Source organism: Streptomyces violascens (genome assembly GCF_014649955.1).
Taxonomy (GTDB): domain Bacteria; phylum Actinomycetota; class Actinomycetes; order Streptomycetales; family Streptomycetaceae; genus Streptomyces; species Streptomyces violascens.
Map to the genome: position 1 here is coordinate 53,056 of NZ_BMUA01000007.1, position 19,793 is coordinate 72,848.

The following is a 19,793-nucleotide window of genomic DNA, read 5'->3' on the forward strand; positions in this document are numbered from 1 at the left end:
GGGCGGGGAGCTTCCGGAGAAGCCTGGAAGCGCACTGACGTACGGCCGGGCTCCCGGCGTAGTAGTTCAGCACACTCCTGGCGCGCCAACTCCGGCCTACGCGCGTAGAGTTGACACTTCGTTACGGCCCGGCGGGCAGGGTGGTCCCTGCTCACCGGGCCGGTTGCGACAAGGGCGGCCGGAGGCCGCCGCGGGTCACGGGGTCGTCTTGACCTTGATGGAGCCGTCGACGATCTTCTTCTTGGCCGCGTCGAGCTGCGGCTGGATGTCGGTGATGAAGCCGCCACTGGTGGCGAGCGAGACACCGTTCTTGGCCAGCGGGTAGCTGTTGGTGCCGACCAGCGGCTTGCCGTCCTTGACCGACTTGATCAGGTCGTAGACGCCGATGTCGACGTTCTTGACGACCGAGGTCAGGATCGAGTTCTTGTACTTGTCGAGCGAGGCCTGCTGGTACTGGTCGGAGTCGACACCGATCGCCCAGGCGCCCTTCTTGCCCGCGACGGCCTCGATCGCACCGGTGCCGGAGGAGCCGGCGGCGGTGTAGATCACGTCGGCGCCGTTGTCGAGCATGCCCTGCGCGGCTTCCTTGCCCTTGTCGGGGCTGGCGAAGCCGGAGGTGTCCGAGCCGTGCGACAGGTACTGGTTGTCGACCTTGACGTCCGCCTTGGTGTCCTTGACGCCCTGGTTGAAGCCCGCTTCGAACTTCTTGATCAGGGGGACGTCCACACCGCCGATGAAGCCGACGTGGCCCGTCTTGGTCTTCAGCGCCGCCGCGACACCGGCGAGGTAGGAGCCCTGCTCCTCGGTGAAGACGATGTTGTCGACGTTCTTGGGGCCCTCGACGACGGAGTCGACGATGCCGAAGGTCGTGTTCGGGAACTTCGCCGCGACCTGCTTCATCGAGTTCGCGTACGCGAAGCCGATGCCGATCACGGGGTTGTAGCCGCCCGACGCCAGGTCGCTCAGTTTCTGGACGCGGTCGGCCTCGGTGTCGGTCGTCTTGGCGGTCAGCTCCTTGACGGAGCCGCCGAACTCGGACTTGGCCTTGTCGATGCCGCGCGCGGCGGAGTCGTTGAACGAGTGGTCACCACGGCCGCCGACGTCGTACGCGACACCGATCTTGACGCCCTTGCCGCCGGCAGACGACGAGGAGGTGCCCGAGTCCTTCTGGGAGGACGTGGAGCCACAGGCGGTGGCGGAAAGCGCGAGCGCGGCGGTGGCGATACCGGCCGCAGCGATCTTGGATACCCGGCGCAAGAGGAGGTCCCTTCAAACCTGAACCGAGGCGCCCCTACCGGCGCTGGTTTCGCGTCGGATCGTAACGCGCGTAGATGTCGCGTAAAGCCCTGTTCGGAAGCCGTTATCGAATCGCCGCGAACAGGGGATGAAGTGTCCGGTTACGAGCGGTTGCCGTCCAGCAGCGCTGCGGCGGTGAAGAGTTCCACACCGACCTTGATGGCGGCTTCGTCCGCGTCGAAATCACCCCGATGGAGGTCAAGCCGGGCATTCGAGCCCGGTGTACGGACCCCGAGGCGGGCCATCGCCCCTGGTACGTGCTCCAGGTACCACGAAAAGTCCTCGCCACCCAGTGACTGCTCCGTGTCCTCGATCGCATACGGTCCCCGGCGCGCCGCCATCGCGTCCCGGAGCAGCTCCGTGATGACCGGATCGTTGACGACCGGGGGCACTCCGCGGACGTAGTTGATCTCCGATTTGGCGCCGTGCAGGGTGGCCACTTCGTCGATCGCGGCGTGTACGAGGTCGGGCGCGTCGCGCCACGCCGCGAGGTCCAGGCAGCGCACGGTTCCGGCCAGCTCGGCGTGCATCGGGATGACGTTGCAGGCGTGGCCGGCCTCGATGCGGCCCCAGGTGAGGGCGAGACCCGCGCGGGCGTCGATGCGGCGGGCGAGCAGCGCGGGCACGTCGGCGGCGACCCGCGCGACGGCGGTCACCAGGTCGGTCGTCAGGTGCGGGCGCGCGGTGTGGCCGCCCGGCCCGTCCAGGGACACCTCCAGGCGGTCGCAGGCGGAGGTGATGGCGCCGTGGCGAAGCCCGATGCGCCCCGCGTCGACGCGCGGGTCGCAGTGGACGGCGATGATGCGGCCCACGCCGTCCAGGACACCCGCCACGATCGCGTCCGCGGCGCCGCCGGGCAGCACCTCCTCGGCGGGCTGGAAGAGCAGCCGTACGGGGGCGGGGAGGCGGCCCTGGCGGTGCAGCTCGGCGAGGACGAGGCCCGCGCCGAGGACGGTCGTGGTGTGCACGTCGTGGCCGCAGGCGTGGGCACGGTCGGGCACGGTCGAGCGGTAGGGCACGCCCGCCTTGGCGTCGGGAATGGGCAGGGCGTCGATGTCCGCGCGGATGGCGAGCATGGGATGCGCACCGTCCCAGCTGCCGATGTCACACATGAGCCCCGTGCCGGATGGCAGTACGCGTGGTTCGAGGCCGGCCGCTTCGAGGCGGGCCCGGATCGCGGCGGTGGTCCGGAACTCCTGGTTTCCGAGTTCGGGGTGCATGTGCAAGTCCCGGCGGAAGGCGATGAGTTCGGCACACAGGGCCTCGCTCAGCTCGCCGGGCAGCGGTGCTTCGCCGGGCAGATCGGCTTCGGACGACTCACGGGACATCAACTGGTTCACCCGTTGAGGGTAGGCCTCGTCAAGGGTCAACTCGCCCGTGATCAACAAAAGTTCAGCCGCATAGGGGAAAGAAAGCTGGTCACAAGGCGCATGTCGATCGTGACAACTGGGTAAAGTAATTCGTCCTTCTGCCCGATGCCCTGGAACGGGCGTTCCCCTGAAGGAGGAGAGCCCCCTCTCCCCAGGGTAGGAGAACCGGGTAGGGGACCAGGGTAGGAGACGGCGGGCCCGGGCCGGGCCGCTGTTGGGTCCCCCCTAGGCCGCCACCGTCGCGAGACCATGGGCTTTGCGTGCCGTCCCCGTCACCCCGTCGAGGAAGCCCTGGGCGCGCGGCGAGGCGCTGTCCGTGAGCCACTTAGGGTCTATGTCGCACACCACGACGGACACCCCCGTGCCCGCGAGCGCGAGCGGCAGGGTGTGGACGACGGTGGAGGGGAAGCTCAGGATCGTCCGGCCCACCGGCCCCCGCCGCGCTATGAGTTCGAGCGGCAGGTCGGGGCGTACGACCTCCAGGCCGGTGCGGGCGTGCAGGGTGTGCAGCTTCTCGGCGGACTCCCGGCGGTGCGCGAAATAGCGCGTCACGCCGTGCGTACGGGCCAGGAGGCCGACCGCCGCGAGGTAGCTCTCGGGGTCGACGACGCCGGTCTCCACGAGTGAAGTCCCCACCAGGTCGGCGCCCTTGGTCAGGCGCGGCGGCCCGAATCCCGCGCGGGTCCAGCCGAACGTGTTGGGGGTGACGGTGATGCCCTCGGGCGCCTCTATGGGCATCGCGCTGAACACTTCGACGCCGCGGCGCCGCGCCGGGGTGAGCCGGCGGCGGGCCGCCGCGGACACCGGCGCGAACAGCAGGTCGCGCGCCCCGGACCGGCTGCCCCGCCGGTGCCAGCGCACCAGCCGTTCGCCACGGGCGAGTTGGGAGACGAACTCCATGGTGGCCGTCCCGTCGTCGACGACCACCAGGTCGCGCGCCCGGGAGACGGTGAGAAGGAGCTGGACGTAGCGCGAGAACGGGTCGCCCATGACGATCCGGTCGGCCCGCCGCAGCATCGGGGTGAGCCCGCCTATCGTGTGCAGCGGAGCCGTGAGCCCGCCCCGGGCCTCCTCCCAGCGCACCCGCATCCCCGCGTCGCGGGCGAGTTCGGCCATCCGGCGCAGCTGGCCGCGCGACATGGGGTCGGTCGGCGAGAGCACCACGACGGTCAGACCCGACAGGTCCGGCGCCCCGGAGCGCTGCTGCGCGGGCACGCCGTCGAGCAGCGGGCCCGGCGAATGGGCCCACTCCAGGACGTTGAGCAGCTGGACCGGGCTCTCCACGAAGGCGACGGTGGCGGAGGTGTCCCGAGGCACGGCGGGCCCGCCCCCTCAGACCGTGGCCGGAGCGCGGTCCGCAGGGGTGTTCTCGCTCTCGGCGGCCTCCGCCTGGGCGACGACACCGGCGACGCGGCGCAGCTTCTTCATGGGGGCGAGCTCGGACTCGTAGACCTTCTTGACGCCGTCGCCGAGCGCGGCCTCGATGGTGCGGATGTCGCGGACCAGGCGGGTGAGGCCGCCGGGCTCGACGGAGGCGGCCTGGTCGGAGCCCCACATGGCGCGGTCGAGGGTGATGTGGCGCTCGACGAAGGCGGCGCCGAGGGCGACCGCGGCGAGCGTGGTCTGGAGGCCGGTCTCGTGGCCGCTGTACCCGATGGGCACGTTCGGGTACTCGGCCATCAGGCTGTTGATCACGCGCAGGTTGAGCTCCTCGGCCTTGGCCGGGTAGGTCGAAGTGGCGTGGCACAGCAGGATGTTGTCGCTGCCGAGCACCTCGACCGCGTGCCGGATCTGCTTCGGCGTGGACATGCCGGTCGAGAGGATCACGGTGCGCCCGGTGGAGCGCAGGGCGCGAAGGAGCTCGTCGTCGGTGAGCGAGGCGGAGGCCACCTTGTGGGCCGGCACGTCGAACTTCTCCAGGAAGGCGACGGCCTCGGTGTCCCACGGCGAGGCGAACCAGTCGATGCCGCGCTTCTTGCAGTGCGCGTCGATGGTGCGGTACTCGTCCTCGCCGAACTCCACCCGGTGGCGGTAGTCGATGTACGTCATCCGGCCCCAGGGGGTGTCCCGCTCGATGTCCCACTGGTCGCGCGGGGTGCAGATCTCCGGGGTGCGCTTCTGGAACTTGACCGCGTCGCAGCCGGCGTCGGCGGCGGCGTCGATCAGGGCGACCGCCTTGTCCAGGTCGCCGTTGTGGTTGATGCCGATCTCGCCGGTGATGTACACGGGGTGGCCCGGACCTGCGGTGCGGCTGCCGAGGGTGCGCAGACGGTTGCTCATGAGGGCGTTCCTTAGCTAAGCGGGGGTGTGGTGGGGCTGTGGGGTGTGGTCGAGCTCGGGTCCGAGGAGCCAGGCGGCGATCTCGCGGATCGCTCCTTCGCCGCCGGGGGTGCGGGTGACGGCACGCGCCGCGGCGCGCACCGAGTCGTGGGCGCTGCCGACGGCCACGGGCCAGCCGGCGAGCGCGAAGCAGGGCAGGTCGTTGACGTCGTTGCCGGCGTAGAGCACGCGGGCCGGATCGATCCCGTTCTCCTCGCACCACTGCTTGAGGGCGAGGTCCTTGCGGTCGATGCCGTGCAGGACGGGGACCTGGAGCTTGCGGGCGCGGGCGGCGACGACGGGGTTCTGCTCGGTGGACAGGACGAGCAGCTTCAGACCGGCCCGGCGCAGCGCGGCGATGCCAAGGCCGTCGCCCCGGTGCACGGCGACGAGTTCGCGGCCCTCGGCGTCGACGAGGACCTTGTCGTCGGTCTGGGTGCCGTCGAAGTCGAGGACGACCGCGTCGACGTCGTCGCAGGTGGGGGTGGGCAGCCGGTCGAGGACCGGGGCGAGCGCACGGGCCCGCTCCAGGTCGTGCGGCTCGTCGATCTCCAGGACCCGGGCGGGGTCGGTGCGCACGAGCGCGGTGCGGCCGAAGAAGCGGTGCTTGTACGTACGGAAGCCTTCGGCGTCCATCGCGTACGCGGCGCCGGTCTCCAGGAAGTCCTGCGGGCGGTCCTGGCGGCGCGGCCGGAACGACTTGTCGTGGCCCATGCCCTGCCCGCCGCCCACCTCGTCCTCGCGCCACAGGAAGCCGTGGAAGGGGGCGACGGTGACGGCGGTCTCGGCGCCGTCCTCGACGACCGCGGCGGCGACGCCCTCGACGTCCTCGCGGGTGAGGAACGGGCTGGTGCACTGCACGAGCAGCACCACGTCGGTGTCGGGGTGGGCGTCCAGGGTGTGCAGGACGGCCGCCTCGCTGGAGGCGGTGTCGCCCGAGATCCCGGCCGGGCGGACGACCACGTCGGCCCCGGCCGAGCGGGCGGCGGCCGCGATCGCCGGGTCGTCGGTGGAGACGACGACGTCGGTGACGAGGCGCGCCGAGCGGCAGGCGAGCACGGCCCGCACGACGAGCGGGACGCCGGCGACGGAGGCCAGGTTCTTGCCGGGCACGCCCTTGGAGCCGCCCCGGGCGGGGATGACGGCGAGGACCTTCGGGGGCGTACTCGCAGAGGGCGTCGGGGACGTCGTCGCGGGTCCCGGTGAGATGGCCATCAGAGTTCTCCCATCCGGCGGATCACGGGCGCGACCCGCTGTACGCCGTGGCGGTAGGCGCCGCGGGCCGCGTCGCGCACGGCGTCCCGGACCAGCCGGCGCAGGCCGGTCGGCTCGTTCGCGGGGGCCGCGCCCGGCAGCGGGGTGCCGTCGGGGGCGAGGTGGTGGCGGGCGAGGATGCCCGGGAGGTAGCCGGGCGCGGTGGCGGCGGTGTAGTACGGGGCGATCGGCGGCAGGCTTTCCTTCGAAAGCAACTCGCTCATTCGCTCCCGTACGTGATCGAAAGCGCGGTGGTACGCCTCGCCCGGGGCCACGCCCTGGGCGGCGAGCCAGCCGGCATCGGGCGTGGGGCGGTGGCCGGCGTCGAGCCGGTCCCAGGAGGCGAGGCAGCCGGAGCCGAGGAAGTGGTGGTTTCCGAGGGCCTCGCGTACGCCGAGGTCGGTGAGGACGGCTGTCGGCACCGAGCGGTGCAGGGACTCCAGGGCAGCGGTCGAGGACACGGTCACCAGGAGGTCGGTGCGGTCCAGGATCTCGCCCATGTTCCCGTACGCAAGGCTGAAGTTGGGCGGTAGGTCCATGCCCTTGGCGAGCTTCTGGAAGGGGTGTTCCTCGATGTGCGTGGTGTGCTCGCCGGGCTTGGAGCGGAGCTTGAGGACGACCTCGCGCCCGGGGTGGCGCCGGGCGTGGTCGACGAGGCGGCGCAATAGGTACTGCCGGTCGGCGCGGCTCTCCGGGACGGAGGGCTGGGCGGCGAAGACGACCGTGTCGCGGCCGGGCTCCTCCTGATACGCGGCTCCGCCCAGGAAGGGCAGCGCGGCCTCGGTGACGGCACAGGCGTCGGCGCCCACCCCCTCGTACACCGCGCGGAAGCGCTCGGCGTCGTGGCGCGAGTTGGCGAGCACGACGTCCGCGCCGTGTCGCAGGAGCAGGCCGTCGGCGAGCTTCTCGTAGACGACGCCGACGTAGCCGGTGACGATCACGGGCCGCCGAGTGTGCCCGGGCCGACGGGCGGCGAGCCCGTGCAGCGCGGCCTGGGCTGCGCCGCCGACGAGCGCGAGCACGACGACGTCGTATGCCCGCTCATCGTCAAACTTCACTGCTATGTCAAGAAATTGAGCCATCGTCACTTCGCGCAGGGCGTCCGGTGACACCCCCACCTCGGCGAGCTGGCGAGGGGTGGGGGTGGCGCGGCCGCGCAGCAGGAAGCCGTCGAGCTCGGGCGCGGCGGGACGGGATGCGGCCCAGTCGCCCTCGGGCACCCGTTCGGCGAGGCGGCGCGCGGTGAGCGCACCCCATTTCCACCGGGTGTCCGAATCCGCGAGAACCGCGATCCGCAGCCGTGAATCGGTACGTGATGGCACGCCGTAGAAACTAGAAAGCCGCGCCGATTCGCGGCCCAACTCAACTGCAACAACTGGTTAACAGCGCAACTACGAAAGGAGTGCGGGACGGGCCGACGGGCCGGTTAACAGTCCCGCCATTCTTCGTTCACCCGGCATCTCTGTGCCGGACAGGACGAATGACGGGCGGCGCCATAGCGTCACCGCCGTGGTCAAGCTCTCCGTCATCGTGCCGTTCTACAACGTGCGCGCCTACGCACCCGACACCCTGAGAAGTCTGCGCGCGAACGCCCGCGACGACTTCGAGTTCCTGCTGGTCGACGACTGCTCGTCGGACGGCACGATCGAGCTGCTCGAACGCGCCGAGCGCGAGCTGCCGGGGGCGGTGCTGCTGAGACACGAACGCAACGGCGGCCTGGCCACGGCACGCAATACGGGCCTCGACGCGGCCGGCGGCGAGTACCTGACGTACCTGGACGGCGACGACTGGCTGACTCCCGGCTACTTCGCCCAACTCCTCTCCTGCATAGAGGAGTTGGGATGCGACTTCATCCGCACCGACCACGTCCAGGTGACCGGCCAGGAGCGTACGGTGCACCGCGTTCCGCACGGCCGGCGCGGCGAGGTGATGTCCCCGCGGGACGCGATCCTGCCCGCCACCCGCTCGACGTCGGTGGACTACGCGTACGCGTGGGCCGGGATGTACCACCGCAGGCTCGCCGAGCGCGGTCTGCTGCACTTCACCGACGGGCTGCGCACCGCCGAGGACCGGCCGTGGATCTGGCGGCTGCACCGCGAGGCGGAGTCGTTCGCGGTGACGGGCCAACTGGGCGTTTTCTACCGACGGGGAGTCGCCTCCTCCCTGACCCAAATCGGCGATGTGCGACAACTCGATTTCATCCGCGCATTCGATCAAGTAATCGAGGAAACGGCGAAGGACCCGAATGCGGCCGAACTGCTGCCGAAAGCCGTGCGGACGTACTGCGCGATCATTTCCCACCATATGAGCAGCATCGAAAGGTTCGAACCTGCCGTGGCGAGAAAACTGCGGGCCATGAGCGCGGCCGCCCTGAGGCGCATGCCGCAGGACCACCTCAAGGACGCGCTGAACTCGATGGACTCCCGCCGCGCCGCCCGCCTGCGCCGCCTGCGCCACCGCCCGGCCACGTCTTCGGCAGGGGCTGCCGCCTGATGCGTACGACTCAGATCTTCGCGGCGTCCACGTTGTACGGGGTGGCCACGCTGGCCGCCGCGATCGACAGCGGGTGCTTCCCCCCGGCGGACCGGCGGCTGCTGCTGATCAGCAACAACGCGCCCGCGCCGGAGATCTCGCCCGCGCTCGACACCATGCCGGGCTTCGCGCAGCTGCGCGGCCGCTTCGACGGGGTGCTCTCCTGGAACGACACGATCGCCCCGTTCCACCCGGGCGGCTGGTCCCCTCGCCCGGACGATGTCCCGTTGTGGGAACGCCAGTTGAGGGTCCTGTGGAACCTGTCGGACGACCGGATCGAGCTCGCCCTGGAGTCCATCCAGGTGAACCCGGCCCAGGCGGTGGCCCAGATCTTCCCCGACGCACCGCTGACGGTGTACGCGGACGGCCTGATGACGTACGGCCCGACCCGCAACAAGCTCGACCCGCTGATCGGCACGCGCGTACGACGCGTACTCCACCTGGACCTGGTCCCGGACCTCACCCCGCTGCTGCTCGGGGAGTTCGGGGTGCCGAGCGAGACGGTACCGACGGCGGCGTTCGTGAAGACGGTGGGTGAACTCGCGGCGGCCGAGGCCGAGTTCGGGCCGGACTCGGACGGTTCCGAACCCGTGGCGCTGCTCCTCGGCCAGTATCTGTCCGCCCTTTCCATACTCACTCCCGCGCAGGAGGAGGAGCTCCATCTGCGGATGCTGCGGGGGGCGGCGGCGCGGGGGCACGGCCGGATCGTCTTCAAGCCGCATCCTTCGGCGCCGCCGGCGTGGTCGCGCGAGCTGGCCCGCGAGGCGGAGTCGCTCGGCGTCCAACTCACCGTCCTTGAGCGCCCGTTGCTGGCCGAGGTGCTGTACGAGCGGCTCTCCCCCGCACTGGTGGTGGGCTGCTTCTCCACAGCCCTGCTCACGGCATCGACGTTCTACGGCATCCCGGTCGCGCGGGTCGGCACGGAGCTGCTGCTCGACCGGCTCGCCCCCTACCAGAACAGCAACCGGGTGCCGGTGACCATCGCGGACGCGCTGCTCCCGCCGCTGGAGCCGGGCCCGGCGCCCGAGGTGGACCTGGCGGGGCTGCTCCCTGCCGTGGGGTACGCGATGCAGCCGGAACTCCGGCCGGACCTGCGGGATGCGGCCGAGCGGTACCTCGCGGGGTCCCTGGACGCGCACACCTGGCGGTACTTCAAGCGCCGCCGCTTGACGGCGCTCGGCCTGCCGGGGGCGATCCCGTCCCAACTGGGCTTCATCCCGCGCAACGCGACGGTGCGGCGGGTGGCTCGGCGGGTGCGGGGGGTTGTGCGGAGGGGGGCGTAGGGGGGTCTCCCACCCCGCCCGTACGCGCGGGGTTGACCGACTCGGGCCTCCCGGGGGCTGCGCCCCGGACCCCCTGCGGGGACTTCGTCCCCTGCACCCCTCCCGGGGGCTCCCCCCCGGACCCCCGTTCGCGCCTTGAGGGCGCTCGTCCTCAAACGCCGGACAGGCCAGGAGTGGGCTGCTGCGGTCCGTGGTCGCCTGCGGGCTGGAGATGCCGGTGCCGGCCGAGGTCCGTACTGCCAGGGGCGCGGGGAACTGCGCGAGCAGCCACCCACGACCCGCAGCCGAACCACCACCCACAGCGGGGGCGGTGGGGCCCGCCCCTCAGCGAAACGGCGTGGGCACCGGCCCGGCACCGGCGACAGGGCCTACGACAGGGGCCAGGCGGCACGCCAAGTTCACCGGCCACGGGGCGAGCATCTCGCGCGAGAGCGCCATGGCCTCCGGCTTTTACTGGACGTTCCGTACGGATTTCCGAGACCCCCTCAAGGAGAATCGTCACACCGCCCCGATTGGCGACTCCCCGAAATCACACGAGGTGCCCCGCACAACACGCCCCCGACCCCGCCCACCACAAAAATTTAAATACCCGAACACCCCCAACGCCAACGCACAGCAAATTCACAGAATTGTGACGCGAAAAGGGGTGCGGGGCCTCCCCGAAGTTTCGGAGGGAAGCCCCGCACCCCTTTTGGCGACCTCTTTAAGGAGGCCTCGCGAACTCTTTGCCCGGCCCGGCGGGATCAGTGACGTTCGCAGACCTTGCGCGCCTTGTGCCAGGTCTTCGTCCAGTACCCGGGGTGGACCCTGCCGTGCCGGTCGCGCGTGGCCTTGTGCCAGGTTTTCGTCCAATACCCCTTGACCACGTGGCACCTCTCCTTGCCAACGTGCGCCGCGGTCACGACCGTGTGCGACGGTGCGGCTTCCGCGACACCGACCGAGGAGAAAGCCACTCCTGCGGTGAGCGCGGCAGTAGCAGCGCCGAGAGCGATCACTCGCTTGAAACCTGCAATCATGACTCCACCTTTCTGCTTAGTAGAACCATCCGACGAGCTGGACAACGACAGTTTTATCACCGATGCCCCGACGGAATGCGAGTAGCGCTCGGGCGCGCGGGAGCGTGAAGAGGTGGCGAGTTAAATCCCGCACGCCCCGGAAAGGCGCCCCCCTTTATCTCACCCTGGCATTGATGACATGTCCAATTCCAGAGGTCGGTACGCGAGCGATTTCAGCGACACCTCCGCGGAAAATGAGGAGGCCGAGGTGCGCCCCGTCCGGAGGTCCGGGGGCGAAGCCCCCGAGAGGGGTGCAGGGGACGAAGTCCCCGCAGGGGCCCGGGGCGCAGCCCCAGGAGGCCCGAGTCGGTCAACCCCGGGCAATGGGCGGGCGGGTGGGCAGACTCACCCCCGAGAGGAGTACACCGCCTCGATCCCCGCCACCACCACCCCCAACCCCTCCTCGAACCGCTCGTCGAACCCCTCGAACATCTCCGCCCCCGCCGCCGCGGCCAGCGGATACGCCGCGAGCAGTGCCGCCCGCTCCGCCACATCGATGCCCGGGCCCCGCTCGCCCGGCCGCGGGTCCGTGCCCTGCTCCTCCTCGACGAAGCCCATCGTGTAGTGGTACGTCGTCATCGCGGCCCGTACCGCGTCGCGGAACGCGAAGCCCGCGTCCAGCATCACGCCGAGGTACACCTCCATGGACTCCGCATGGTCGGTGCCGGTGAAGCGCGCACCCCCGTACACCTTCGCCCCGTCCCGGTACGAGAGCAGCATCGCGCGCAGGGCGCGGTTGAAGGCGCATACCCCCTCCTGCCAGCTGTCGGAGTCCGCGCCGGGCACGCCGTCGGCGGTCATGCGCCGGTGCATGACCGTCGCCATCTCGTCGACCAGGTCCTGCTTGTTCTTGAAGTGCCAGTACAGCGCCGGGGCCTTGACGTCGAGCTCCTTCGCGATGGCGCGCAGGGTGAGCCCGTCCAGGCCCAGCTCGTTCAGGAGCCGCAGCGCGGTGTCGGTGACCTGCGCCCGGTCGATCTTCGTCGTAGCCACCTTGACAACTTAACACCGTTAAGCCCATGCTTCCGAACATGGAACTTAACGCCGTTAAGGAGCCCGCCCCGGCCACCCCTCCCGAGACATCGGCCACCGCCTCCGAGGCTCCGGCCACCCCCCTCCCGACAGCCGGCGCGGCCGCCACCACCGATGTCCTCATCGTGGGCGCGGGCCCCACCGGCCTCACCCTCGCCATCGACCTCGCCCGCCGCGGCGTCCCCGCCCTGCTCGTCGAGAAGGCGGACCGGCTCTTCCCGGGCTCGCGCGGCAAGGGCGTCCAGCCCCGCACCCTGGAGCTGCTCGACGACCTCGGCCTGGCCGAGACCGTGCTGCGGGCCGGCCGCGACTACCCGCGCATGCGCGACTGGGTCGGCCCGGACGGCACCGAGCGCGGCCGCGAGTGGGACATGATCGAGCGCGCCCGGCCCACCGAGCAGGAGCCCTACGCCAACGCCCTGCTGCTGGGCCAGGCCCGCCTCCAGGAGCTGCTGCACGCGCACCTCAAGAGCCTCGGCGGCGATGTCGCCTTCAGCACCGAGGTGACCGCGGCCACCCAGGACACCGACGGTGTCACCGCGTTCCTCGCCGACGGCCGCACCGTCCGCGCCCGCTATCTCGTGGCCGGCGACGGCGGCCGCTCCGGCATCCGGCGCGCGCTCGGCATCGCCATGGAGGGCGAGAGCGTCGACCCCAAGCCGATGCTCGTCGCGGACCTGACCCTCACCGACGACGCCATCGTCGACGACCTCAACTGGCATGTGTGGACGCTCAGTCCGGACGGTGGCGCCGTGCTCTGCCCGCTGCCCGGCGAGCCCAACCTCTTCCAGCTGATCGCCCAGTACTCCGACGAGAACGCCGTCCCGGACACCAGCGACGCCGGGGTCCGCAAACTCGTCGCCGCCCGCACCGCGGTCACCGAGGAACAGATCACCGAGGTGCGCTGGGCCTCAGACTTCCGCCCTCGCGCGGCCCTTGCCGACCGCTACCGCGAGGGCCGGATCTTCCTCGCGGGCGACGCCGCCCACATCCACTCCCCGGCCGGCGGCCAGGGCCTCAACACCAGCGTCCAGGACGCGTACAACCTGGGCTGGAAGCTCGCCCAGGTGCTCCGTCACGGCGCCCCGGACACCCTGCTCGACACGTACGAACAGGAGCGCCGCCCCATCGCCGCCGACGTGCTCGGCATGAGCACGCGGCTGCACCGCACGGCCATCCTCGGCGAGAACAGCCAGCGCCGCTCCGAGGTCCGCCAGCTCGGCCTCGGCTACCGCGGCGGCCCGCTCTCCACCGGCCGCGCGGGCGCCCTGGAAGCCGGCGACCGCGCCCCCGACGGCAGGCTGCCCGACGGCCGGATCTTCGACCTGCTGCGCGGCCCGCACTTCACCCTGCTCGCCTTCGACACCCCCGCCCCCGCCCTCACCGGGGACCTGGTGCGGGTGCACGAACTGGGCGCGTACGAGGCGTACGGACGCGGGCTCTTCCTGGTCCGCCCCGACGGTTACGTCGGCTGGGCGGGCGAGGACGCCACCGGTCTCGACGACTACCTCGCCTCGATCGGCGCGGCCGAACGCCCTTGACCTCAAGTCCGGTTGAGCTTCTACGGTCCTGAGCCATGGACAACGACACGCTGACCACCCCGGGGGCCGACGCATTCACCCCCACCCACGACGACGCCGGGCTCGCCGCCCAGCCCATCGGCTACTGGAGCTGGGCCGCGAGCAACGCGGTGGTGACCCGCATCCGCGGCATGCTCGCCGAGCAGGGCCTCACCCAGCCCCAGTGGTGGATCCTCAACCAGACGACCACGCCCCGCCCGCGCGCCGAGGTGGTGACCATGCTCCAGGGCTACCTGGAGGTGGGCTCCACAGCCATCGCGGACGGCATCGACGAGCTCGTCGCCCGCGGACTGCTCACCCAGGACGTCGACGAACACCTCGAACTCACCGGCGCAGGACGGGAGTTGCGGGAGCGCACCGCCGCCCGTCAGGGCGAGATGCGCGAGCTGATCCACGCCGGGATCACGGACGAGGAGTACGTACGCACCCTCAAGGTCCTCCAGCGCATGATCCACAACGTGGACGGCAAGGCCTGGCACCACTGAGCCGCCCTCCCTGTCGCGCACGTCCCTCCAGCTCTCCTCCGACCGCCAAATCGACGCCCAGGCAAACCCGTCCCGGCACCAGATGAACGTGCCGCGTCGGGCAGCGGAACTCCACCGCCGCGGCCCCGTCTCCGGGCCGCGGCGGCCCTACTCTGTCGACGCCGAGGCCCGCCGGGCCGCAGCGGAACGCCGGGAAGAGGAGCGCCGTGACCAACACCCTGCCGCGGGTACGAAGCACCGGCGGCGGTCAGCCGCAGCGGACGGCGGAGCGCGCCCCGGTGGCGGCTCCGGTCTCCCGGCTCCGCGCGCTCGACGGGCTGCGCCTGGTCGCCGCCCTCATGGTCGCGCTGTACCACTACGGCGGCCGTTCCGGCGACATCAGCAAGGGCTGGGGCGCCTCCCCCAAGAAACTGTTCCCCGCCACCCACGAGTGGTTCTCGTACGGCTGCCTCGGCGTGCAGATCTTCTTCATCATCAGCGGCTTCGTGATCTGCATGAGCGGCTGGGGCCGCCCGCTGCGCTCGTTCTTCGCCTCGCGCGTGGCCCGGCTCTACCCCGCGTACTGGGCGGCTCTGATCATCATCACCGCGGTGTTCGCGCTGCCCTGGGTCGTCTACAGGACGGTCACGCCCAGCGAGTTCATGGTGAACCTGACGATGCTTCAGATGCCGGTCGGGGTGCACCGCGTGCTCGGGGTGTGCTGGACGCTCTGGGCCGAGCTCCGCTTCTACGCCCTGTTCGCCGTGTGTGTCGTCCTGCCCGGCGCGACCCGCCGCCGCGTCGTGCTGTTCTGCGCGGGCTGGACGCTGGCGGCGGCGCTCACCGCCACGGCCGAACAGCCGTTCCTGAGCGCCGTGTTCATGCCCGAGTACGCGCCCTTCTTCATCGGCGGCATGGGCCTGTACCTGCTGCATCGCAACCGCCGGGACGTCACCGCCTGGGGCATCGTCGCGGTGAGCTGGGCCATCGGCCAGCACTACGCGGTCGCGGGCCTGTGGCACAAGCCGAACCCGGCGGCATTCTCCAACCGGCACGCCTCGGTGATCATCGCCATCATCACGCTGGGCTTCCTGCTGGTCGGCGCGATCGCACTCGGCTACTTCCGCTGGGCGAACTGGAGCTGGCTCACCGTGGCGGGCGCGCTCACGTACCCGTTCTACCTGGTCCACGAACACCTGGGCTGGGTGGTGGTGGGCGTACTGCACCGGTCCCTGCACATCCCGGCCCCGGCCACCTTCGCCCTGACCATCGCGGCGATGCTGGCCCTTGCGTGGCTGCTGAACCGCTATGTGGAACGCTGGGCGACACCGATGCTGCGAAGGGCCCTCACGACCCGCGCTGCAACACCTTGACCGACCCGGCTGCTCAGTCGCCGTCCCCGTCGAGCAGGACATTCACGGGCAGCTCCAGGCTCACGCCCACGGACTGCGGCACGATCACGTTCTGGCCCCGCTCGTAGCGGGAGCGGGTCCGGTAGGAATCGCCGACCGGGTCCGTGAGGACGAGAACCTCGCCGTGCTTGCGGTCGGCGATGACGTAGACCGGAATGCCTGCCTCGGCGTACGTCTCCGCCTTGGTGGCCAGATCGTTGCCCCAGTTGGACGACGTCACTTCGAGAACGAGGCGGAAGACGTTCTGGGCGTAGCAGTTCTTCGTGACCAGGGCGTCCTTGTAGTCGGCATCGACGACGGCCCAGTCCGGCTCGGCGTAGTCGTCGGGGCCCGTACCGAGCCACACGCCGATGCCCTGGAGCGACTTCAGACCCGCGTCCCGGCCCCCTGCCTGCCGGAACAGGTAGGCGATCTCGTCCAGAGCCTCTTGATGCGGACCGTCGGGCGGTGGTGTCACGACGATGCTCCCCTTGAGGACCTCCACGCGATGTCCGGGCAGCGCTTCCGAGAGCCGGTCGGCGGCTTCGCCGATCGTCATCTCGTTCAGTATTACGGCCACGGCATCCTCCATTCGGGAGACCACTCTCCACCGAGAGTAACCGGAGACATCCCGCTTTTGCCTGCGGTCACCCGCTCGAGGGACCGCGTCTCGACCAGCCACTCGGAAGGCCTCGTCACACCCCGCTGAGCGACAGCTTCACCGCGAAGCCCAGGAACAGCGCGCCCGCCGCCGACGCCGCGCCCGCCGAGAGGCGCTTGCGGCGGCGGAAGGCGGCTGCCAGGCGCGTGCCGCTGAATATCAGCATCGACAGGTACAGGAAGCTGCCGAGCTGGAGCAGTGCGCCGAGGAGCAGGAAAGACAGGGCGGGGTAGGCGTAGCCGGGCTGCACGAACTGCACGAAGAACGAGATCATGAACAGGATCGCCTTCGGGTTGAACAGGCTCAGCATCAGCGCCCGGCGGTAGGGCCGCTCGCCCGCGGCTTCCGGGGACGCTGCCGCCCGGTCCTCCGGCTGCTCGTGCCGGGAGCGCCACATCGCCACCGCCTGGCGCAGCATGCCTATCGCCAGCCAGCTCAGATAGCCGGCGCCCGCGTACTTGACGGCCGCGAACAGCAGCGGCGTCGCCTGCAGCAGCGAGGCCGCGCCGAGCGCGGACAGCGTCATGAGCACCGTGTCGCCGGTGAAGATCCCCGCGGCGGCCGCGTACCCGGTCCGCACCCCGCGGCGGGCCGCGACGGACAGCACGTACAGCGAATTGGGGCCCGGCAACAGGATGATCAGCACCAGGCCGGCGAGGTAGGTCGGAAGATCGGTCACACCCAGCATGGAGCCGAGTGTCGCACGCGGGTACGACACTCGGCCGGGGTGTCCCACCAAGCGGAATGCCTCGTTCAGGCGGCTGCGTCAGAACGCGTCCGTGGACACGCAAGCCCGCACGGCTGCGTCAGAACGCGTCCGTGGGCACATACGTCCCCCACACTTCGCGCAGCGCGTTGCAGACCTCGCCCACCGTGGCGCGGGCCTTCAGCGCGTCCTTCATCGGGTACAGGACGTTGTCCTCGCCCGCGGCCGCCTTCTTCAGCCCGGCCAGCGCCGCGTCCACCGCGGCCTGGTCGCGCTCGGCGCGCAGGGCCGCGAGGCGGGCCGCCTGCTGGGCCTCGATCGCCGGGTCGACGCGCAGCGGCTCGTACGGGTCCTCGGTCTCGACCTGGAAGCGGTTGACGCCGACCACGACGCGCTCGCCGGAGTCCGTCTCCTGGGCGATGCGGTAGGCGGAACGCTCGATCTCGCTCTTCTGGAAGCCGTGCTCGATCGCGTTGACCGCACCGCCCAACTCCTCGACGCGCTCCATGAGTTCGACGGCCGCCGCCTCCACGTCGTCGGTCATCTTCTCGACGACGTACGACCCGGCGAAGGGGTCGACGGTGGCGGTCACGTCGGTCTCGTACGCGAGGACCTGCTGGGTGCGCAGGGCCAGGCGCGCGCTCTTGTCCGTCGGCAGGGCGATCGCCTCGTCGAAGGAGTTGGTGTGCAGCGACTGGGTGCCGCCGAGCACGGCGGCGAGGCCCTGGACGGCGACGCGCACCAGGTTGACCTCGGGCTGCTGCGCGGTGAGCTGCACGCCCGCGGTCTGCGTGTGGAAGCGCAGCATGAGCGACTTGGGGTTCTTCGCGCCGAACTCGTCCCGCATCACCCGCGCCCAAATGCGCCTGGCCGCACGGAACTTGGCGACCTCTTCGAGGATCGTCGTCCGGGACACGAAGAAGAAGGAGAGGCGCGGCGCGAAGTCGTCGACGTCCATCCCGGCGGCGACCGCGGTGCGTACGTACTCGATGCCGTCGGCCAGCGTGAACGCGATCTCCTGCGCGGGCGAGGCGCCGGCCTCGGCCATGTGGTAGCCGGAGATCGAGATGGTGTTCCACTTGGGGATCTCGGCCTTGCAGTACTTGAAGATGTCGGCGATCAGTCGCAGCGAGGGCTTCGGCGGGAAGATGTAGGTGCCGCGCGCGATGTACTCCTTGAGCACGTCGTTCTGGATCGTGCCGGTGAGCTTGTCGGCGGCGACTCCCTGTTCCTCTCCGACCAGTTGGTACATCAGGAGCAGCAGCGCGGCCGGAGCGTTGATCGTCATCGACGTCGACACCTGGTCGAGCGGGATGCCGCCGAACAGGATGCGCATGTCGTCGACGGAGTCGATGGCGACCCCCACCTTGCCGACCTCACCGGAGGCGATCGCGGCGTCGGAGTCGTGGCCCATCTGGGTCGGCAGGTCGAAGGCGACGGAGAGGCCCATGGTGCCGTTGGCGATGAGCTGCTTGTAGCGGGCGTTGGACTCGACGGCGGTGCCGAAGCCGGCGTACTGCCGCATCGTCCACGGCCGGCCGGTGTACATCGACGGGTACACACCGCGGGTGAACGGGTACGCGCCGGGCTCGCCCAGCTTCTCGGCGGGATCCCATCCGGCGAGGGTGTCCGGTCCGTAGACCGGCTCGATGGGCAGCCCGGATTCCGACTCGCGCGCCATGTGCTGTGCCTCCCGCTAGAGCTTTCCTACTCACTGGTACCCGCCCTCGCGACGGACTGTAGCGGTGGGCGTGCGGCGGGTGGAGAGGCGCACGCTGGGAGCTTGCTCACAGGTTCCGTGATACGACCAGCTGCTTTTGCAACCGTTCGGCGCGGGAATCTGTCTTTGGGGACACCAGAGAATCAGGGGGGCGACCCATGCGCCGGAACCACCAGAGCACTCTCATAGCCAGAACCCTCGCCGCGGCCGCCGTCATCGCGGTGGCCGTCGGATGCAGTCCGCAGAGCTCCAAGGCGGCCGACGCGGGCGCTCCCGCGACGCCCGGCTCGCCGCAGCCCGCGTCATCGGCACCGGCCTCGTCATCCCCCTCCGCCTCCACCGACGACAAGCCGGCCGGCTCGCCCGCTCCCACCGGATCGGCCACCACCGCGGCCAAGCCCGCGCCCAAGGTCCTGATGTCGAACGGCGCCAAGGGCGACCAGGTCAAGGAGCTCCATGCCAGGCTCGCCCAGATCGGCTGGTTCGACGACACCCCGACGGGCACCTACGGGGCCGCGACAACGACGGCCGTCAAGGGCTTCCAGGGCAGGCGCGGGCTCGCCGATACGGGCACGACGGACAGCGTGACCTGGGACAGGCTCGTCGCGATGACGACGAAGCCGACGGCCGAGGAACTGGCCGGCCAGACCGTCAACAAGCCCGCCGCCAAGCTCGATCCGCGCTGCATGACAGGCCGCGTGATGTGCATCAGCAAGACCAGCCGCACGCTGTCCTGGGTGGTCAACGGCAAGGTGCAGTCGACGATGGACGTGCGCTTCGGCTCGCAGTACACGCCGACCCGCGAGGGCGTCTTCAAGGTCTTCGAGAAGAGCCGCAACCACGTCTCGACGATCTATCACACGGCCATGCCGTACGCGATGTTCTTCAGCGGCGGCCAGGCGGTGCACTACTCGTCGGACTTCGCGGCGCGCGGCTACAACGGCGCCTCGCACGGCTGCGTCAACGTCCGGGACAAGGGCAAGATCGCGGCGCTCTTCGACGCGGTGCACATCGGCGACAAGGTCGTCGTCTACTGGTAGCCGCCAGGCCCCTGGTAGGGGCCGGGTCCAGGAAGGGAGGGCGCGGGCGGGACCGGGGGAACGTGTCCCGCCCGCGCCATTCGCGCAGAG

Annotated in this window: 17 protein-coding genes; 6 read left to right on the forward strand and 11 right to left on the reverse strand. The window is 70.5% G+C overall.

All coding sequences use genetic code 11. From position 1 onward, the window contains the following. Nucleotides 1-195: 195 nt before the first annotated feature. The 6 genes from IE206_RS16580 to IE206_RS16605 form a co-directional block, all read right to left on the reverse strand. Nucleotides 196-1,257 (reverse strand): BMP family lipoprotein, encoded by a 1,062-nt coding sequence (locus IE206_RS16580; protein ID WP_189962945.1) that lies wholly within the window; start codon nucleotides 1,255-1,257, stop codon nucleotides 196-198. Between the two features lie 140 nt (nucleotides 1,258-1,397). Next, nucleotides 1,398-2,624, reverse strand: coding sequence for an amidohydrolase (locus tag IE206_RS16585; RefSeq protein ID WP_189963126.1), 1,227 nt, complete (start codon nucleotides 2,622-2,624; stop codon nucleotides 1,398-1,400). Nucleotides 2,625-2,891: 267 nt separating this feature from the next. Continuing rightward, on the reverse strand, nucleotides 2,892-3,983 hold the full coding sequence (locus tag IE206_RS16590) for a hypothetical protein (protein ID WP_189962946.1): 1,092 nt from the start codon (nucleotides 3,981-3,983) through the stop codon (nucleotides 2,892-2,894). Between the two features lie 15 nt (nucleotides 3,984-3,998). Further along, entirely contained in the window at nucleotides 3,999-4,946 is a 948-nt protein-coding gene (locus IE206_RS16595; RefSeq protein WP_189962947.1) for an N-acetylneuraminate synthase family protein, read from the reverse strand. Nucleotides 4,947-4,961: 15 nt separating this feature from the next. Then, the gene (locus tag IE206_RS16600) at nucleotides 4,962-6,200 is read right to left on the reverse strand and encodes an acylneuraminate cytidylyltransferase (protein WP_189962948.1); all 1,239 of its coding nucleotides are present in this window, start codon (nucleotides 6,198-6,200) and stop codon (nucleotides 4,962-4,964) included. Beyond that, the gene (locus IE206_RS16605; RefSeq protein WP_189962949.1) at nucleotides 6,200-7,561 is read right to left on the reverse strand and encodes a DUF6716 putative glycosyltransferase; all 1,362 of its coding nucleotides are present in this window, start codon (nucleotides 7,559-7,561) and stop codon (nucleotides 6,200-6,202) included. Before IE206_RS16605 ends, IE206_RS16600 begins: the two co-directional genes overlap by 1 nt. 187 nt (nucleotides 7,562-7,748) lie before the next feature. On the opposite strand from IE206_RS16605, the gene IE206_RS16610 reads away from it, so the two are divergent. Together IE206_RS16610 and IE206_RS16615 are read left to right on the forward strand one after the other, a co-directional pair. After that, a complete protein-coding gene (locus tag IE206_RS16610; protein ID WP_189962950.1) occupies nucleotides 7,749-8,732 on the forward strand; it encodes a glycosyltransferase family 2 protein in 984 nt (327 codons plus the stop codon). Beyond that, a complete protein-coding gene (locus tag IE206_RS16615; protein WP_189962951.1) occupies nucleotides 8,732-10,054 on the forward strand; it encodes an alpha-2,8-polysialyltransferase family protein in 1,323 nt (440 codons plus the stop codon). The genes IE206_RS16610 and IE206_RS16615 overlap by 1 nt, the downstream gene beginning before the upstream one ends. A gap of 743 nt (nucleotides 10,055-10,797) precedes the next feature. On the opposite strand, the gene IE206_RS16620 is transcribed toward IE206_RS16615, so the two are convergent. Together IE206_RS16620 and IE206_RS16625 are read right to left on the reverse strand one after the other, a co-directional pair. After that, a complete protein-coding gene (locus IE206_RS16620) occupies nucleotides 10,798-11,070 on the reverse strand; it encodes a hypothetical protein (RefSeq protein ID WP_189962952.1) in 273 nt (90 codons plus the stop codon). A 384-nt stretch (nucleotides 11,071-11,454) separates the two neighbouring features. Further along, nucleotides 11,455-12,102, reverse strand: a complete 648-nt coding sequence (locus IE206_RS16625; protein WP_189962953.1) for a TetR/AcrR family transcriptional regulator C-terminal domain-containing protein — start codon at nucleotides 12,100-12,102, stop codon at nucleotides 11,455-11,457. A gap of 38 nt (nucleotides 12,103-12,140) precedes the next feature. Between IE206_RS16625 and IE206_RS16630 the strand changes: the two genes are divergently transcribed. The 3 genes from IE206_RS16630 to IE206_RS16640 all read left to right on the forward strand — a co-directional run bounded on the left by IE206_RS16630 (nucleotide 12,141) and on the right by IE206_RS16640 (nucleotide 15,558). Beyond that, a complete protein-coding gene (locus IE206_RS16630; protein WP_189962954.1) occupies nucleotides 12,141-13,682 on the forward strand; it encodes an FAD-dependent monooxygenase in 1,542 nt (513 codons plus the stop codon). Nucleotides 13,683-13,717: 35 nt separating this feature from the next. After that, nucleotides 13,718-14,206: a MarR family winged helix-turn-helix transcriptional regulator gene (locus IE206_RS16635; RefSeq protein ID WP_189962955.1), complete on the forward strand. Its 489-nt coding sequence runs from the start codon at nucleotides 13,718-13,720 to the stop codon at nucleotides 14,204-14,206. A 206-nt stretch (nucleotides 14,207-14,412) separates the two neighbouring features. After that, nucleotides 14,413-15,558, forward strand: a complete 1,146-nt coding sequence (locus IE206_RS16640) for an acyltransferase family protein (RefSeq protein ID WP_373300927.1) — start codon at nucleotides 14,413-14,415, stop codon at nucleotides 15,556-15,558. Between the two features lie 13 nt (nucleotides 15,559-15,571). Here the strand turns inward: IE206_RS16640 and IE206_RS16645 are convergent, their stop codons facing one another. From IE206_RS16645 to IE206_RS16655, 3 genes are all read right to left on the reverse strand, one after another. Continuing rightward, complete coding sequence (locus IE206_RS16645) at nucleotides 15,572-16,156, reverse strand: Uma2 family endonuclease (protein WP_226598859.1); 585 nt, start codon at nucleotides 16,154-16,156, stop codon at nucleotides 15,572-15,574. Between the two features lie 115 nt (nucleotides 16,157-16,271). Further along, a complete protein-coding gene (gene leuE / locus IE206_RS16650) occupies nucleotides 16,272-16,925 on the reverse strand; it encodes a leucine efflux protein LeuE (protein WP_189962957.1) in 654 nt (217 codons plus the stop codon). A gap of 118 nt (nucleotides 16,926-17,043) precedes the next feature. After that, nucleotides 17,044-18,624 (reverse strand): acyl-CoA mutase large subunit family protein, encoded by a 1,581-nt coding sequence (locus tag IE206_RS16655; RefSeq protein WP_189962958.1) that lies wholly within the window; start codon nucleotides 18,622-18,624, stop codon nucleotides 17,044-17,046. Between the two features lie 197 nt (nucleotides 18,625-18,821). On the opposite strand from IE206_RS16655, the gene IE206_RS16660 reads away from it, so the two are divergent. Next, nucleotides 18,822-19,703, forward strand: a complete 882-nt coding sequence (locus IE206_RS16660) for a L,D-transpeptidase family protein (RefSeq protein ID WP_189962959.1) — start codon at nucleotides 18,822-18,824, stop codon at nucleotides 19,701-19,703. The last annotated feature ends 90 nt before the right edge of the window (nucleotides 19,704-19,793 follow it).

What these genes read in the sequence shown, in the direction of transcription:
- IE206_RS16585 (WP_189963126.1), bottom strand. Translation starts at nt 2,624, where the DNA reads ATGTCCCGTGAGTCGTCCGAAGCCGATCTGCCCGGCGAAGCACCGCTG.
- IE206_RS16595 (WP_189962947.1), bottom strand. Translation starts at nt 4,946, where the DNA reads ATGAGCAACCGTCTGCGCACCCTCGGCAGCCGCACCGCAGGTCCGGGC.
- IE206_RS16600 (WP_189962948.1), bottom strand. Translation starts at nt 6,200, where the DNA reads ATGGCCATCTCACCGGGACCCGCGACGACGTCCCCGACGCCCTCTGCG.
- IE206_RS16615 (WP_189962951.1), top strand. Translation starts at nt 8,732, where the DNA reads ATGCGTACGACTCAGATCTTCGCGGCGTCCACGTTGTACGGGGTGGCC.
- IE206_RS16620 (WP_189962952.1), bottom strand. Translation starts at nt 11,070, where the DNA reads ATGATTGCAGGTTTCAAGCGAGTGATCGCTCTCGGCGCTGCTACTGCC.
- IE206_RS16630 (WP_189962954.1), top strand. Translation starts at nt 12,141, where the DNA reads ATGGAACTTAACGCCGTTAAGGAGCCCGCCCCGGCCACCCCTCCCGAG.
- IE206_RS16635 (WP_189962955.1), top strand. Translation starts at nt 13,718, where the DNA reads ATGGACAACGACACGCTGACCACCCCGGGGGCCGACGCATTCACCCCC.
- leuE (WP_189962957.1), bottom strand. Translation starts at nt 16,925, where the DNA reads ATGCTGGGTGTGACCGATCTTCCGACCTACCTCGCCGGCCTGGTGCTG.
- IE206_RS16655 (WP_189962958.1), bottom strand. Translation starts at nt 18,624, where the DNA reads ATGGCGCGCGAGTCGGAATCCGGGCTGCCCATCGAGCCGGTCTACGGA.
- IE206_RS16660 (WP_189962959.1), top strand. Translation starts at nt 18,822, where the DNA reads ATGCGCCGGAACCACCAGAGCACTCTCATAGCCAGAACCCTCGCCGCG.